15 protein-coding genes and 1 tRNA gene are annotated in these 14,033 nt (G+C 65.8%); 10 read left to right on the top strand and 6 right to left on the bottom strand.

Annotation, left to right across the window (positions count from 1 at the left end; all coding sequences use genetic code 11):
• Positions 1-78 precede the first annotated feature (78 nt).
• Positions 79-1,113 carry an AraC family transcriptional regulator gene (locus tag H0S73_RS07725; protein WP_181051606.1) on the top strand — a complete coding sequence of 345 codons (1,035 nt, stop codon included), beginning with the start codon at positions 79-81 and terminating at the stop codon, positions 1,111-1,113.
• 16 nt (positions 1,114-1,129) lie between these two features.
• On the opposite strand, the gene H0S73_RS07720 is transcribed toward H0S73_RS07725, so the two are convergent.
• The 3 genes from H0S73_RS07720 to H0S73_RS07710 are packed head-to-tail and all read right to left on the bottom strand — an operon-like array spanning position 1,130 to position 3,167.
• Entirely contained in the window at positions 1,130-2,149 is a 1,020-nt protein-coding gene (locus H0S73_RS07720; RefSeq protein ID WP_181051605.1) for a molybdopterin-binding protein, read from the bottom strand.
• A complete protein-coding gene (locus H0S73_RS07715; protein ID WP_181051604.1) occupies positions 2,146-2,838 on the bottom strand; it encodes an XdhC family protein in 693 nt (230 codons plus the stop codon). Before H0S73_RS07715 ends, H0S73_RS07720 begins: the two co-directional genes overlap by 4 nt.
• 5 nt (positions 2,839-2,843) lie before the next feature.
• A complete protein-coding gene (locus H0S73_RS07710; RefSeq protein WP_181051603.1) occupies positions 2,844-3,167 on the bottom strand; it encodes an XdhC family protein in 324 nt (107 codons plus the stop codon).
• Between the two features lie 220 nt (positions 3,168-3,387).
• On the opposite strand from H0S73_RS07710, the gene H0S73_RS07705 reads away from it, so the two are divergent.
• From H0S73_RS07705 to H0S73_RS07675, 7 genes are all read left to right on the top strand, one after another.
• Positions 3,388-3,855, top strand: a complete 468-nt coding sequence (locus H0S73_RS07705; RefSeq protein ID WP_181051602.1) for an iron-sulfur cluster assembly scaffold protein — start codon at positions 3,388-3,390, stop codon at positions 3,853-3,855.
• A gap of 57 nt (positions 3,856-3,912) precedes the next feature.
• Entirely contained in the window at positions 3,913-4,374 is a 462-nt protein-coding gene (locus H0S73_RS07700) for an SRPBCC family protein (RefSeq protein WP_181051601.1), read from the top strand.
• 173 nt (positions 4,375-4,547) lie between these two features.
• Complete coding sequence (locus tag H0S73_RS07695; RefSeq protein ID WP_181051600.1) at positions 4,548-5,042, top strand: (2Fe-2S)-binding protein; 495 nt, start codon at positions 4,548-4,550, stop codon at positions 5,040-5,042.
• A gap of 142 nt (positions 5,043-5,184) precedes the next feature.
• Positions 5,185-7,548 (top strand): xanthine dehydrogenase family protein molybdopterin-binding subunit, encoded by a 2,364-nt coding sequence (locus H0S73_RS07690; RefSeq protein WP_181051599.1) that lies wholly within the window; start codon positions 5,185-5,187, stop codon positions 7,546-7,548.
• 12 nt (positions 7,549-7,560) lie between these two features.
• The gene (locus tag H0S73_RS07685) at positions 7,561-8,367 is read left to right on the top strand and encodes an FAD binding domain-containing protein (protein WP_181051598.1); all 807 of its coding nucleotides are present in this window, start codon (positions 7,561-7,563) and stop codon (positions 8,365-8,367) included.
• Positions 8,368-8,443: 76 nt separating this feature from the next.
• A complete protein-coding gene (locus H0S73_RS07680) occupies positions 8,444-9,358 on the top strand; it encodes an AAA family ATPase (protein WP_181051597.1) in 915 nt (304 codons plus the stop codon).
• Positions 9,355-10,575, top strand: coding sequence for a vWA domain-containing protein (locus H0S73_RS07675; protein WP_181051596.1), 1,221 nt, complete (start codon positions 9,355-9,357; stop codon positions 10,573-10,575). Before H0S73_RS07680 ends, H0S73_RS07675 begins: the two co-directional genes overlap by 4 nt.
• Before the next feature lie 284 nt (positions 10,576-10,859).
• On the opposite strand, the gene H0S73_RS07670 is transcribed toward H0S73_RS07675, so the two are convergent.
• Positions 10,860-11,102, bottom strand: coding sequence for a hypothetical protein (locus tag H0S73_RS07670; protein WP_181051595.1), 243 nt, complete (start codon positions 11,100-11,102; stop codon positions 10,860-10,862).
• Positions 11,103-11,327: 225 nt separating this feature from the next.
• Positions 11,328-11,412, bottom strand: a tRNA-Leu gene (locus H0S73_RS07665).
• A 160-nt stretch (positions 11,413-11,572) separates the two neighbouring features.
• Between H0S73_RS07665 and H0S73_RS07660 the strand changes: the two genes are divergently transcribed.
• Positions 11,573-12,010: a hypothetical protein gene (locus H0S73_RS07660; protein ID WP_181051594.1), complete on the top strand. Its 438-nt coding sequence runs from the start codon at positions 11,573-11,575 to the stop codon at positions 12,008-12,010.
• A 45-nt stretch (positions 12,011-12,055) separates the two neighbouring features.
• On the opposite strand, the gene H0S73_RS07655 is transcribed toward H0S73_RS07660, so the two are convergent.
• Positions 12,056-12,301, bottom strand: a complete 246-nt coding sequence (locus tag H0S73_RS07655; protein WP_181051593.1) for a BrnA antitoxin family protein — start codon at positions 12,299-12,301, stop codon at positions 12,056-12,058.
• 263 nt (positions 12,302-12,564) lie between these two features.
• On the opposite strand from H0S73_RS07655, the gene hydA reads away from it, so the two are divergent.
• A complete protein-coding gene (gene hydA / locus H0S73_RS07650; RefSeq protein ID WP_181051592.1) occupies positions 12,565-14,025 on the top strand; it encodes a dihydropyrimidinase in 1,461 nt (486 codons plus the stop codon).
• The last annotated feature ends 8 nt before the right edge of the window (positions 14,026-14,033 follow it).

Below are 14,033 nucleotides of genomic sequence, written 5' to 3'. Positions count from 1 at the left end.
AATTGCCTCGTCGCGCCACTTTATTGACAAGACGCGCCAAACCGGGACAGGAAATAGGGTCCGGCGGGAGGATACGGTATGCCTGCACCCCTTATGGAGCCCCTGGTCGATGGGATGGCCTGGTCCGGCTTCGACCATGCGGTGCGGCACGCCCGTGGCGGAGCGGCGGCGGTCTTCCAGGCCATCGACGTCCCACTCACGGTGATCGACCGCCCCGGCAAGCGGATGGAGTTCCGCAAATACGTCGCCTTCTTCGAGGTCGCCGCCCGCCTGACCGGCGACCCGCTGTTCGGCCTCCGGTTCGGCGCGGGAACCCGGGCGCCGCGCTCCGGCCTTCCCGGCTATCTGGTGATGAACGCGCGTTCCTGTCGCGACGCCATCCGGGACCTCGCCTGGACCTTGCCGACCCTGGTCGGAGGCGTCCAGGTCGAGCTGGTCGAGGACCGGGAGCCCCCGGCGATCCTCTGGTCCATCGTTGCGGATATCGGCCCGGCCACCCAGTTCACCAGCCACGCCAACGCCTATTTCGTGCGCATGCTCCAGGCTCATCGCGGCCGATCCTGGCGGCCGATCCGGGTGCTCTACGCCATGCCGGAGCCCAAGCGAGCGGATCGATACCGCGAGATCCTGGGATGCCCCGTCCTGTTCGACGCGCCGGTGAACGCCATCGAGATCCGCCGCGACGATCTCCGGGCAGAAAAGACCGATGGGGATCCGCGCCTGCACGCGTTGCTGTCGACCTACGCCCAATATCTCTCGGAACGCGACATTCCCGCCGCCGGCTTCGACGGCCTGATCCGCATGGCCATCCGCGACGGCATCACGCTGGGTCAGGCCGATCTCTCCTTCGTGGCCGAGCGGCTGAAAATGTCGCGGCGGAGTCTGCAACGGGCGCTCGCCGGGCGCGGCCTGTCGTTCAGCGAACTGCGCGACGACGAACGCTTCGCTCTGGCGCGCTCGCTCCTCGAAACAGCGGATCGGCCGATCGGAGAGATCGCGGCCCATCTCGGCTATGCCGAAGTGTCGGCCTTCTCGCGAGCATTCCGTCACCGCTTCGGCATGAGCCCGCGTTCGGCACGCCGGCGGGCGAGCGTCGCGCCTGGATCGGCCTGACCCTACCCCGCGCCGCTCATTCCTCGCCCGCGCTCTCGCCGCCTGCCCGCGGCTGCGGCCTGGAGACGATCTCCATAAGAAGCCCCCCGACCCCGAGGGACATGATGTCCGCCCGGGTCACCGGCACATCGGCCAGAAGGCGGTGCAGGATCCAGTCGAAGCCGTTCTCCTTCGGGGACCGGGCGCAGCCGGGCGCGCCGATGACGGGCTTGCCGGCGATGGAGCCCACGAGAAGCAGATTTCCCGGATCGACCGGCATGCCGAAATGCTCCACCCGTCCGCCGGCCATCTCGATGGCCGAGGGAATGACGTCGCGGCGGTCGGCGATGGCCGAGGCTCCGAAGACGACGATGAGATCCGCCTGCCCCTTCGCCTGGAGAGCCAGTTCCTCGGCCAGGGAAGCGGCTTCGTGCGGCACGCGGCAATCCTGCACGATCCGCGCCTGCGCGGGCTCCAGTCTCCGGCCGAGCGCGGCCAGGGTCTTGTCGACGACGCTCGGCTTGAGGCCGGGAAGCAACGTCGAGACGACACCGACGTGACGCCGCCTGTAGGGCGCGATGCGCAGGGCTCCGCTTCCGGCCCGCGCGATGCCCTTCTCCAGCAGGTCCTCCGGAATGGCATAAGGAATGATCTTGACGGTGCCGATCATTTCTCCCGCGACGACAGGCTTGTAGGCCGGCAGGGTGGCGGCCGTCATGGCCTCGTCGACCGCGTTGAGGCCGTGGATGGAATCGGCGTCGATGACGAGAACGCCGGAGGTTTCGGCATATAGATTGGAGCGCCCCGTGAAAGGGGCTTCGACGACGACGTTGCTTCCCGCAAGAGCATGCGCGAGCCGGGAAGCCGCCTCGTCTTCGGCGACGTCGCCGGGTTCGAAACGGGCTGCGATGAGGGTCTCGACTCCGGCCTGTTTCAGCCGCCCGGCGATCTCGGGTGTGACGAGGGTCCCTTTCTTCACGACCGTCTCGCCGGCCCGGACGCTGTGAGCCGCCAAGGCCCCGACGGCCTCCTCGACCGGAACCTGTCCGAACCTCACGTGGAGCGCCTCCGTTCCTTGCGCAGGCTCGCGACGATTTCGGCCAGGATGGAGAGCGCGATCTCGGGGGGCGAAACGGCCCCGATGTCGAGACCGATGGGCGCATGGATCCGGGCGATGTCCGCTTCGGTGAACCCGGACGCGGTCAGGCGCTCGACGCGGCGTTCATGGGTTTTGCGCGAACCCAGCGCACCGATGTAGAAACTCTCCGACCGCAGGGCGGCCGTGAGCGCAGGATCGTCGATCTTCGGGTCGTGGGTCAGCGCGACGAGGGCCGTGTACCGGTCGATCCCGAGGTCCGGCAACACTGCGTCGGGCCACTCGGCCACGACCGGGACGTCCGGAAAGCGTTCGGGCGTCGCGAAGGCGGTGCGCGGATCGACGATGGTGACGTCGAGGTCGAGGCCCCGGGCCATGGGCGCCAGGGCCTGGCTGATGTGGACGGCCCCGATGACGATCACTTTCACCGGCGGCGCCTGCACGGTCAGGAAGTACCGGCGGCCATCCCGCTCGATGAAACCGCTCTTGCCCTGCCGCAGGGCCCCCTGAAGCACCGGGGCCAGCGGGTCGCTCCCGACCTCCGCCTCCCGGACGAGGCGCTGCTCGCCCGATCCGACATCGGTCACGAGGATCGCGGCGCGGCGGGCGGCGCGCTCTGCGTTCAGATCGGACAGGAGGTCCAGGCGCATGGTCTCTAGTCCACCCGCTCGACATAGACGCTGATCCGACCGCCGCAGGACAGGCCGACCTGCCAGGCGGTCTCGTCGGCGACCCCGAACTCGATCATGCGCGGCCTGCCGTCGGCGATCACGTCCAGGGCTTCCGTGATGACCGCTCCCTCGACGCAGCCACCGGAAACAGATCCGAGGAAGTTCGTATCCTCGTCGATGACCAGATGGCTGCCCACGGGCCGAGGGGCCGATCCCCAGGTCTCGACCACGGTCGCGATCGCCACCCCCCTGCCCTCGCGTCTCCAGGCCTCCGCCGTCTTCAGGATATCCATATCGGTCGAGAGCATGTTTCTTCCCGGTGGCAAGCCCATTGGGCGGCCCTGCGCATCAGTGCCGGACGTTGATCTAGAGCGACGTCCGAGACTGCCCATGATCGATATTGCCACTTCCGGTCCTCGGACGGCAACAGGCATGGGAGCGGGCACCGATCGTCCCATTGACAGGCACCGTGGAGCGGCGTCTCATCCGTGATGAACAAGCACGTTCGTCGGATGGATCACGGCCGGGATGCTGAACGACATCTACAGCCGCCGCATCCTGGAGCTCGCGGCCGACATACCGCTCCAGGGCACGCTGCCTGACGCTCATGCCAGCGCGAGGGCTCATTCGAAGCTGTGCGGGTCGACGGTCACGGTGCATCTGAAACTCGACGGGAACGTCGTCAGCGCCTTCGCCCACGAGGTGAAGGCCTGCGCCCTCGGCCAGGCCTCCTCGTCGATCATGGGGCGGCATGTGGTCGGCTCGACCGTCGACGAGCTGCGGGCGCTCCGCGAGGACATGCATCGCATGCTGAAGGATGGCGGGGGTCCTCCTTCCGGCAAATGGGCCGAACTGGCGCTCCTGCAGCCTGCCCGGGAACTGAAAGCCCGTCACGCCTCCATCCTCCTGACCTTCGACGCCGTCGCGGAGGCGCTCGCCAAGGCCGAGGCGGCCGGTGCGGAACAGGCGCGCATCGCAGCACCGCTTGGCAGATGACGCGCCGCCCGATTTGCACTTACTCTGTAGCCGGTCTGTGACACGAGGAGAACCAGCATGGCCATGACGATGCAGGGCGAAGTCGAACTTCCGGCCGACCGGGCCGCCGTGTGGGCCGCCCTCAACGATCCGGAGGTCCTGAAGGCGGCGATTCCCGGGTGCCAGGAGCTGGAGAAGATCAGCGACACGGAATTCCAGGCGACCGCAAAGGTATCCGTCGGGCCCGTCAAGGCGACCTTCAAGGGCGGCGTTACCCTGACCGACCTCGATCCGCCCAACGGCTACACCATCGGCGGTGAGGGCCAAGGCGGCGTGGCCGGCTGGGCCAAGGGCGGCGCCAAGGTGCGGCTCGAAGACATCGAGGGCGGGACGAAGCTGATCTACGATGTCGAGGCCAATGTGGGCGGCAAGATCGCCCAGCTCGGCGGGCGTCTCATCAACGGTGTCGCCAAGAAATACGCCGACGAATTCTTCGCGAATTTCGCCAGGATCCTCTCGCCCGCGACTTCCGATGCGTAATCATTCCATGAGTCATTCTGCTCCATCTTCCGATACTTGACCGTTCAAACGGAGAAGGCCACACTCGGCTTCGATGGATCGCATCCGTGCGACCGTCCAATAAAAATGCCTGCTGGCGCCCGAGACCACCCGAAGGTCGGCCGGGCTGTCGGCACCAGAGGAGGATACAACGCATGACCACCGTCTCCCTGACGGTGAACGGTCAATCCGTCACCGCAGACGTCGATCCCCGCACTCTTCTCGTTCAATTCCTGCGCGACAATCTACGGCTCACCGGCACCCATGTGGGCTGCGACACCAGCCAATGCGGCGCCTGCGTTGTCCATCTGAACGGGCAGGCCGTGAAGTCCTGCACCGTTCTCGCCGTTCAGGCGAATGCCAGCGTCGTCACCACCATCGAGGGCATCGCCGAAGGAGGCGAGCTGCACCCGATGCAGGCGGCCTTCCGCGAGCATCACGGCCTTCAGTGCGGGTTCTGCACGCCCGGCATGATCATGTCCGCCATCGACATCGTGAACCGCAAGGGGAATGCTCTCGACGAGCAGACCATCCGGGCCGAACTCGAAGGCAATCTGTGCCGCTGCACGGGCTATCACAACATCGTCAAGGCCGTGGCCGCGGGCGCTCAGGGCATGGCCCAGGCACCCGTGCGGCAGGCGGCCGAATAGTCCGACAGGCTCACCGAAGACGCGACGCCCTCATCGATGGCGGAAGCCGCGGGCGAGCCTCGAACAGGCGTCGTCTCGCCGATGTCCGTCCGGAGGCCCCCAAACCCGCCTCATGAGGCCCATGAAGACAAGTGAGGACAGCATGACCGCAACAGGGATCGGCGCACCCGTCCGCCGCAAAGAGGATCAGCGTTTCGTCACCGGCCAGGGACGCTACGTGGACGACTTCAACCGGCCTGGCCAGACCTATGCCTACTTCCTCCGCTCGCCCCACGCGCATGCGACGATCCGGTCCATCGACACGGGACCGGCGAGGATCATGCCGGGCGTGGTCGCCGTGTTCACGGGCGACGATCTCGCAGCCGACAAGATCGGCGGCCTCATCTGCGGCTGGATGATCCATTCCAAGGACGGCTCCCCGATGAAGGCCGGGCCGCACCCGGCCCTCGCTCAGGGCAAGGTGCGCTACGTGGGCGACCATGTGGCGGTGGTGATCGCCGAAACGCTCGCCCAGGCCAAGGACGCCGCCGAGGCCATCGTGGTCGACTACGACGTTCTCCCGGCGGTCGTCGACACGGCCCAGGCCACGAAGGCGCCGGTCCAGGTGCACGACGTCTCACCCGACAACACCGTGTTCAACTGGCATCTCGGCAACAAGGACGAGACGGAAGCGGCCTTCGCGCGGGCCAAGCACGTCACCACGATCGACCTCGTCAACAACCGGCTGGTGCCCAACGCCATCGAGCCCCGCGCGGCCGTCGGCGAGTACGATCCCGGAACCGACAACTACACGCTCTACACCACGAGCCAGAACCCCCACGTGGCCCGGCTCGTCCTGTCGGCCTTCATCGGCGTTGCGCCGGAGCACAAGCTGCGCGTCATCGCGCCGGATGTGGGCGGCGGGTTCGGCTCGAAGATCTTCATCTATGCCGAGGAAACGGTCTGCGTCTGGGCGGCCAGGAAGGTCAAGCGCCCGGTCAAGTGGACGTCCGACCGCTCGGAAGCCTTCCTGTCCGACGCGCATGGCCGCGACCACGTCACCCACGCGGAGATGGCGACCGAAGAGAACGGCAAGATCATCGGCCTGCGGGTTCACACCACGGCCAATCTCGGCGCGTATCTCTCGACCTTCTCGTCGTCGGTGCCGACCTATCTCTACGCCCCGCTCCTGTCGGGCCAGTACGACATTCCGGCGATCTACTGCGAGGTGGACGCGGTCTACACGAACACGGCGCCGGTCGACGCTTATCGCGGTGCCGGCCGCCCGGAAGCCACCTTCGTGGTCGAGCGGCTCGTCGAGAAGACCGCCCGCGAACTGGGCCAGGACCCGGCCGAGTTCCGCCGCAGGAACTACATCACGCAGTTCCCGCATGCGACGCCCGTCATCATGACCTACGACACGGGCGATTATGCCGCCTCGCTCGACAAGGCGCTGGAGATCGCAGACTACAAGAACTTCCAGCAGCGCAAGCAGGAGAGCGCCCGTCGCGGCAAGCTCAGGGGCATCGGCTTCTCGAGCTATATCGAGGCCTGCGGTATCGCGCCCTCACAGGCCGTCGGGTCCCTTGGTGCGGGCGTGGGCCTGTGGGAATCCGCCGAGGTGCGCGTCAACCCGACCGGCTCCGTCGAGGTGCTGACGGGCTCGCACAGCCACGGCCAGGGCCACGAAACCACCTTCGCCCAATTGGTCTCGGACCGGCTCGGCATTTCCATCGATCAGGTCAGCATCGTGCACGGCGACACCGACAAGGTGCAGTTCGGCATGGGCACCTACGGGTCGCGCTCCGGCGCGGTCGGCATGTCGGCCATCGCCAAGGCCATCGACAAAGTGATCGCCAAGGGCAGGAAGGTCGCGGCGCACGTGCTCGAAGCGTCTGAAGGCGACATCGAGTTCAAGGACGGACGCTTCGGCGTGGCCGGCACGGACCGTTCGCTGGCCTTCGGCGAAGTGGCGCTCCAGGCCTATATCGCCCACAAGTTCTCGGGCCAGGATCTGGAGCCCGGCTTGAAGGAGGGAGCGTTCTACGATCCCACCAACTTCACCTTCCCGGCGGGCGTTCACATCTGCGAGGTAGAGATCGATCCGGACACGGGCGTGACCAGCATCCAGCGCTGGACGGCGGTGGACGATTTCGGCGTGATCATCAACCCGATGATCGTCGAGGGCCAGGTCCATGGCGGCATCGCGCAGGGCGTCGGCCAGGCGCTCCTCGAAGGCGCGTTCTACGACCAGAGCGGACAGCTCGTCACGGCGAGCTTCAACGATTATTGCATGCCGCGCGCCATCGACCTGCCGTCGTTCCAGGTCGGCATGACGGTAACCCCCTGCCCGTCGAACCCGCTCGGGATCAAGGGCTGCGGAGAAGCCGGCGCCATCGCGGCCCCGCCGGCCGTCATCAACGCGATCACCGACGCCCTCGGCCATGAGGACATCGCCATGCCGGCGACGCCCCAGGCGGTGTGGCGCGCGGCCCAAAAGGCCCGCATGCCCATGGCGGCGGAATAAGGGGAGGATGGAATGTACGCTTTCGAATACCACCGCCCGACGAGCATCAAGGAGGCCGTCGGCCTCGTGGGTCAGGCCGAGGATTCCAAGTTCCTCGCCGGCGGCCACACACTTTTGCCGACCATGAAGCTGCGGCTCGCCGGCCCCGCCAACCTGATCGATCTCGGTCAGATCGCGGAGTTGCGCGGCATCGAGCGCTCCGGCAACACGCTCACCATCGGGGCCATGACGAAACACGCGGAGGTCGCCAGCTCAGCCGAAGTGAGGGAAGCGATCCCGGCTTTGGCCGAACTGGCCGAGCTCATCGGCGATCCGCATGTTCGCAATCGCGGCACCATCGGCGGATCGGTCGCCAACAACGACCCGTCGGCGGATTATCCCGCCGCCTGCCTCTCCCTGAACGCGACGATCGTCACGAACCGGCGAAAGATTGCAGCGGACGATTTCTTTCAGGGCATCTTCACGACGGCTTTGGACGAGGGAGAGATCATCACCCAGATCGCATTCCCCATCCCCTCCCAGGCCGCCTATGCCAAGTTCCGCAACCCGGCGTCGCGTTACGCGCTCGTCGGCGTGTTCGTGGCCAAGCATGCCGACGGCGTACGGGTCGCCGTGACGGGCGCCGGCTCGAACGGCGTGTTCCGGGCCGATGCGATGGAGCAGGCGCTGGGCGGGACCTTCACCCCGGAAGCCCTCGACGGCGTCGCCGTGCCGGAGACCGAGATGAACAGCGACATCCATGCGGATGCCGCCTATCGCGCCCATCTCGTCGCTGTCATGGCCCGCAGAGCCGTTCAGGCGGCGGCCGCGCGGGGCTGAACAGCCACACCAGAAGGACGTTGACTCGATGCCCGGGCTCGCCCGGGCATCATGCCCTTGAGGAGCAGCAGAGCACGTGGCCGACAAACCCGGTTCCATCGACGACACCTTGGCCCTCCTGAAGAGCACCGGCTACGTAGCCGACCGCCCTCTCGCGACGGTGCTCTTTCTGGCTTTGAGGCTCGGGCGGCCGCTCTTTCTGGAGGGCGAGGCCGGCGTCGGGAAGACCGAGATCGCGAAGGTGCTCTCCTCCGCGCTTGGGCGACGCCTCATCCGCCTGCAATGCTACGAGGGCCTCGATGTCGCCTCCGCGGTCTATGAGTGGAATTATGCCGGGCAGATGATGGCGATCCGGCTGGCCGAGGCCAGCGGAGCGGTGGACCGCGACACCCTGGAGCACGACCTGTTCTCGGAGCGCTATCTGGTGAAGCGTCCGCTTCTTCAGGCCCTCGAGCTCGATACCGCCGGCGCGCCGGTTCTCCTGATCGACGAACTCGACCGCACGGACGAAGCCTTCGAGGCCTTTCTTCTGGAGGTGCTCTCCGACTTCCAGGTCACCATACCGGAACTCGGCACGGTCAGGGCGGAGCATCCTCCGATCGTCATCATCACGTCGAACCGCACCCGCGAGATCCACGACGCGCTCAAGCGCCGCTGCCTCTATCATTGGGTCGATTATCCGGACGCGGAGCGGGAACTCGCCATCCTCAGGAGCCGTATCCCGCAGGCTTCCGAGCGCTTGTCCCAGGAAATCGTCGCCTTCGTCCAGTCGATCCGGCAGGAGGATCTGTTCAAGGCCCCAGGCGTGGCGGAAACCCTCGACTGGGCCTCGGCCCTCGTGGAACTCGACGCGGTGGCGCTCGATCCCACTCTGGTGTCGGATACGCTCGGCGTGCTGCTGAAATACCAGGACGACATCCAGAAGATGCAGGGCAGCCGGGCGAAGGACATGCTGGACCGCGTTCAGAGCGGGTTGAGGGCGCCCGCATGACCGATGCGTCCGCCGCCCGGGGTGAAGGACGTCTCGCGGACAACATCGCCTATTTCGCCCGGGCCCTGCGGGCCGCGGGCCTGCCGGTCGGCCCAGGGGCGGTTCTCGATGCCATTGCGGCGGTCGAGGCGGCGGGAATCGGCCCGCGCGAGGATTTCTATTGGACGCTCCACGCCGTGTTCGTGAAGCGGCGCGAGCACAGCATCCTGTTCGACCAGGCCTTCAGAATCTTCTGGCGGCGGCGCGCGCTGATCGAGAAATTGATCGCCCAGATGTCGCCGATTGCTCCCGGCGCAGCCCACGAGGAGAAGAAACCGAAGGCCGGCGCCCTGCGCGTGGCCGAGGCCCTCGCCACGCCACGGCAGGAGAAGCCGGATCCTGTCGAGAAGACGGAATTCTCCGCCCGCCTGACCGTGTCGGACCGCGAGGTTCTGAAGGCGAAGGATTTCGCCCAGATGTCGGCCGGGGAGATCGCCGTGGCCAAGCGCCTGATCGCCGACATATCCCTGCCGGACGACGAGGTGACCACGCGCCGGTTCCTGTCCGATCCGCGCGGCCGCCGCATCGATCCGCGCCGGACCTTCCGGCGCTCGCTGCGCGGCGGCGGGGCCGTGATCGACCTGACCTATCGTTCTCGGGCCGTGCGGCACGCTCCGGTGGTGGCGCTCGTGGACATTTCCGGCTCCATGGCCGATTACTCCCGCGTCTTCCTGCACTTCCTGCATGCCATCGCGGAGAAAAGGCGACGGGTCCATTCCTTCGTGTTCGCAACTCGGCTGACCAACATCAGCCGCGAACTGACGAGCCGCGACCCGGACGAGGCGCTCGCCCGCGCGTCGAAGCGCGTACAGGACTGGGAGGGGGGGACACGCATCGCCCATGCGCTGCACGACTTCAACCGCCATTGGTCGCGCCGGGTGCTCGGCCAGGGCGCGATCGTGCTGCTCTTCACGGACGGGCTCGAGCGCGAGGTGACGCCGGAACTGACCTTCGAGATGGACCGGCTCAGGCGCTCGTGCCGACGCCTTCTCTGGCTCAATCCGCTCCTTCGGTTCGACGCCTTCGAGGCGCGCGCCTCCGGCATCCGCGCGATGCTGCCGCATGTGGACGAGTTCAGGCCCATCCATAATCTCACGTCGATGGAAGATCTCTGCCGCTCGTTGTCCGGCGACATGTCCGAGCGAGCCGATCCACGCGCATGGCTGCGGGCGTCGTGACGGTCAGATTCGCCAATCTCTCGTCAACCGAGGAGACTGCCCATAAACCCGGGACGCAGGCGGATCCGCGTTCCAGGCAAAATCAATCAGCGCGTTTATCTCGAGGCTTGAAAGGTGTGGCGCCAGTACCTCTCCTATAGGGAGAGGTGAAGCTGCGGCACCGCCGTGCCGAGTTCTGATTGGTGATCACCCACGCTACCACCTCCGATACTTCCTCGAAAAGGAGAAGAGTTTTCATATCTTATAAAGCACGCAGCATCTGACCCACTTCACTGCACAATTCTCTAATCCTCCACCGCCTCAGGCCGCTTGGCCGAGGGTGATCGTTTGCGTGGCTTGCGCGTATACGTGTTCGGCCGCGTCACAGGCTCGGGCGGCGCGACAGGTTTCTCCGGCTTCGTCCCTTCACGGCTGAAGAACACCGCGCTGCAGCACAGGACGAGCAGGAAAGGCATCACCAGAAAAGCGAAGATCTGTGTATCGGACATTTCCATGAATCGTGTGGCGCGGCCGGTGAAGGGCGCCATGCTTAACACGATCGCACAATGTCCCGATGCCGGCTGCAACATGGCAGGAATGCGGGATTGTCGACGGCGATGCGTGATCTACATCCAGGATGTGCGTCATTCCCTTGGCACATGGGCGCCCTGAATGAGGCTTAAGACAGCGCCTCGGTCGGGGCGCTCTCTCGTTCTCTCAAACGGCATCGTTGATGCCGGTGTCGGGAATTCCTCGCTCGACATTCGAATGAATGGTGCGGCCGAGAGGACTCGAACCTCCACGGGTCTCCCCGCTACCACCTCAAGGTAGTGCGTCTACCAATTCCGCCACGGCCGCGCTGGCGCTCTGTTAGCGCATCGTACGGAAAAGTGGAACCCGATTTTTCGCTCGCGACGATGCGCTTGTGCAGGGATCGCGGCAGCGGGGTCCATAAAAAAGCCGTCGATCTCCCCGATGGGCTGGGCCCCGCATCGACCATGACGAGGTTACAATCACTTTGAGCACCGGATTTATCGCGACCGCAATCGTCCTGATCATCGGCTACGTTATCGTGTCCAGAATCATCGGCTTGGCGTTCCGCCTTGTGGTTCCCCTGGTTCTGCTCGTCATCCTGGGCGGAGCCGGCGTGTTCTCGAACCTGATCCCGGAACGGGCCCCGGACGTTTCCGGCGGTCAGGTCCAGCAGCGTTCCGCGAGCGACATCGGCGATCTTCGCCTGCGCGACATCGCTGATGTCGCAGTCGATGCGGTCCGCTCCGTGCTGCAGGGCGGCCTTGCTCTCTTGAATGGCATCCGAGGCGACACCGAATCGGAGCTCAGACGCGAGCCGCGCTGGCCCGACGAGCAGCGGCGTATCCGCCAGTATGAGCCGTACCAAGACCAGTCCGACTTCGCCGATGAGCCGCGACCGGTCGATCCGCCCCATCGATGGTAGGAAGCTCTCTGCAATTCCTGTCGCGCAGAAAGCGGCCGGTGAGCGTCAGTCGCCGGACTTCCCGGCGGCTTTGCGCAGGGCTGCGTTGATCCGCTCCTGCCAGCCCGGACCATCCTCCTGGAAAAACGCGAGCACGTCCTGGTCGATGCGCAGCGTGATGGTCTCCTTCACGCCAGGGATCGCGGTCGTCTTGGGTGGTCCTTCGATCGGCTTCGTCGTGACCTTCTTGAACGCCGCCTCGGCGGCCTTCAAGGGATCGGTCGTCCGCCGTCCGCCCGGTGCTCTCGACATGCTGCTCCTCCTGCGAATGATGCTTAGGTATCCGACGGGTGCATGGTAGCAGGTCCAGAAGGATTTGAACGCTACCCTTTCCGCATGAGCGACGGTCGCAGATCGGCCGCATCCTGAAGCGATATCCTACATCATCTCAGCAGCGGCGAATTTAGACTTGTGTCTCGGCAACTTCTCCTTGCTGAGGCCCAACCCGTCTGCGTACATTGAACCCCATTAAAGAGAACAACAAACGATCCTGCGGGAACCTTGGGGGGAACCGATTGGCCGAATACGATCTGGTCATCAAAGGCGGACGCGTCGCGACCACCGAAGGCGTCTCGGCGATGGACGTCGCGATCCAGGATGGAGAAATCGCCGCATTGGGCCGCGACCTTCAGGCACGCGCCAGCATCGATGCCGCCGGCAAGTTCGTTCTGCCCGGTGGCGTGGATGCCCATTGCCATATCGAGCAGCTCTCCGGCGGCGGATTGATGAATGCCGACACCTTCGAGACGGCGACGCGCTCCGCCGCATTCGGCGGAACGACCACGGTCATTTCCTTCGCGGCCCAACACCGTGGGGACAGGCTGCGCGATGTGGTGGAGAGCTACGCGCGCCTCGCGGCAGCCGGCGCGGTAACGGATTACGCCTTCCACCTCTGGATCTCGGATCCGACGCCTGAAACATTGGAGCAGGATCTGCCTCGGCTGATAGAGGCCGGCCATCGGTCGATCAAGGTCTTCATGACGTACGACCGGGTGCGCCTCCTCGACGAGCAGGTGCTCGACGTGATGATGGTGGCGCGCAAATACGGAGCCCTGGTCTGCGCGCATGCCGAGAACCACGGCATGATCAAGTGGATGGCGGACAGGCTTATCGCCCGCGGCTATGTCGAGCCCAAGTTCCATGGGGTCAGTCATCCACGGGTTTGCGAGATCGAGGCCTTCGAACGCCTGATCCGCTTCTCCCAGCTTCTCGACCAGCCCGTCATGCTGTTTCATGTCTCGACCGCCGAGGGCGCCGCCGTCGTCCGGCGCGCGCGCGGCGAGGGCATCAAGGTTTTCGCGGAGACCTGCCCGCAATACCTTTTCCTGACGGCCCAGGACCTCGACCGTCCGGACCTTGAAGGCGCCAAATGGATGTGCTCCCCTCCTCCGCGCACGACGTCGGACCAGGAGGCCCTGTGGCGCGGGCTGGAGCTCGGCGATCTCCAGATCATCTCCTCCGACCACGCACCCTACCGGTTCGACGAAAGCGGCAAACTGGCCGCTGGAGCGAACCCGGATTTCAAGCAGATCGCGAACGGCCTGCCCGGATTGGAGACGCGCCTGCCGCTGCTCTTCGATGCCATGGTGAGCCAAGGGCGTTCGACCATCGAAAAGTTCGTCGAGCTGACGGCCACCGCCCCGGCGAAGATCTACGGGCTCCATCCTCGAAAGGGTGCCATCGCGGTGGGCGCCGACGCGGACATTGCGATCTGGGATCCCGACCGCGAGGTCGTTCTCCAGGACGACGGGCTGCATGACAACGTGGGCTACAATCCCTTCGCGGGCCGCAGGCTGAAAGGCTGGCCGGAAACCGTCCTGCGTCGCGGTGAGACGATCATCGGTGACGGACGGCTTCAGGCATCTCCGGGATCGGGGCGGCTGCAGCTGCGCGGCATCGCCGCCTCCATGCGGCCGACCGGCAGGCTCGGCCCCGAGTTCGATCCCTCCACCAATTTCGGCGCGCAGCTTCTGTAATCGCGCCG

The sequence above is a fragment of the Microvirga mediterraneensis genome, assembly GCF_013520865.1.
GTDB lineage: Bacteria > Pseudomonadota > Alphaproteobacteria > Rhizobiales > Beijerinckiaceae > Microvirga > Microvirga mediterraneensis.
This window is presented reverse-complemented; position numbering and strand designations above follow the sequence as displayed.

Coding starts and splice junctions, on each gene's coding strand:
- H0S73_RS07725 (WP_181051606.1), top strand. CDS start 79: ATGCCTGCACCCCTTATGGAGCCCCTGGTCGATGGGATGGCCTGGTCC.
- H0S73_RS07715 (WP_181051604.1), bottom strand. CDS start 2,838: ATGCGCCTGGACCTCCTGTCCGATCTGAACGCAGAGCGCGCCGCCCGC.
- H0S73_RS07710 (WP_181051603.1), bottom strand. CDS start 3,167: ATGCTCTCGACCGATATGGATATCCTGAAGACGGCGGAGGCCTGGAGA.
- H0S73_RS07705 (WP_181051602.1), top strand. CDS start 3,388: ATGCTGAACGACATCTACAGCCGCCGCATCCTGGAGCTCGCGGCCGAC.
- H0S73_RS07700 (WP_181051601.1), top strand. CDS start 3,913: ATGGCCATGACGATGCAGGGCGAAGTCGAACTTCCGGCCGACCGGGCC.
- H0S73_RS07695 (WP_181051600.1), top strand. CDS start 4,548: ATGACCACCGTCTCCCTGACGGTGAACGGTCAATCCGTCACCGCAGAC.
- H0S73_RS07690 (WP_181051599.1), top strand. CDS start 5,185: ATGACCGCAACAGGGATCGGCGCACCCGTCCGCCGCAAAGAGGATCAG.
- H0S73_RS07685 (WP_181051598.1), top strand. CDS start 7,561: ATGTACGCTTTCGAATACCACCGCCCGACGAGCATCAAGGAGGCCGTC.
- H0S73_RS07675 (WP_181051596.1), top strand. CDS start 9,355: ATGACCGATGCGTCCGCCGCCCGGGGTGAAGGACGTCTCGCGGACAAC.
- H0S73_RS07670 (WP_181051595.1), bottom strand. CDS start 11,102: ATGGCGCCCTTCACCGGCCGCGCCACACGATTCATGGAAATGTCCGAT.
- H0S73_RS07655 (WP_181051593.1), bottom strand. CDS start 12,301: ATGTCGAGAGCACCGGGCGGACGGCGGACGACCGATCCCTTGAAGGCC.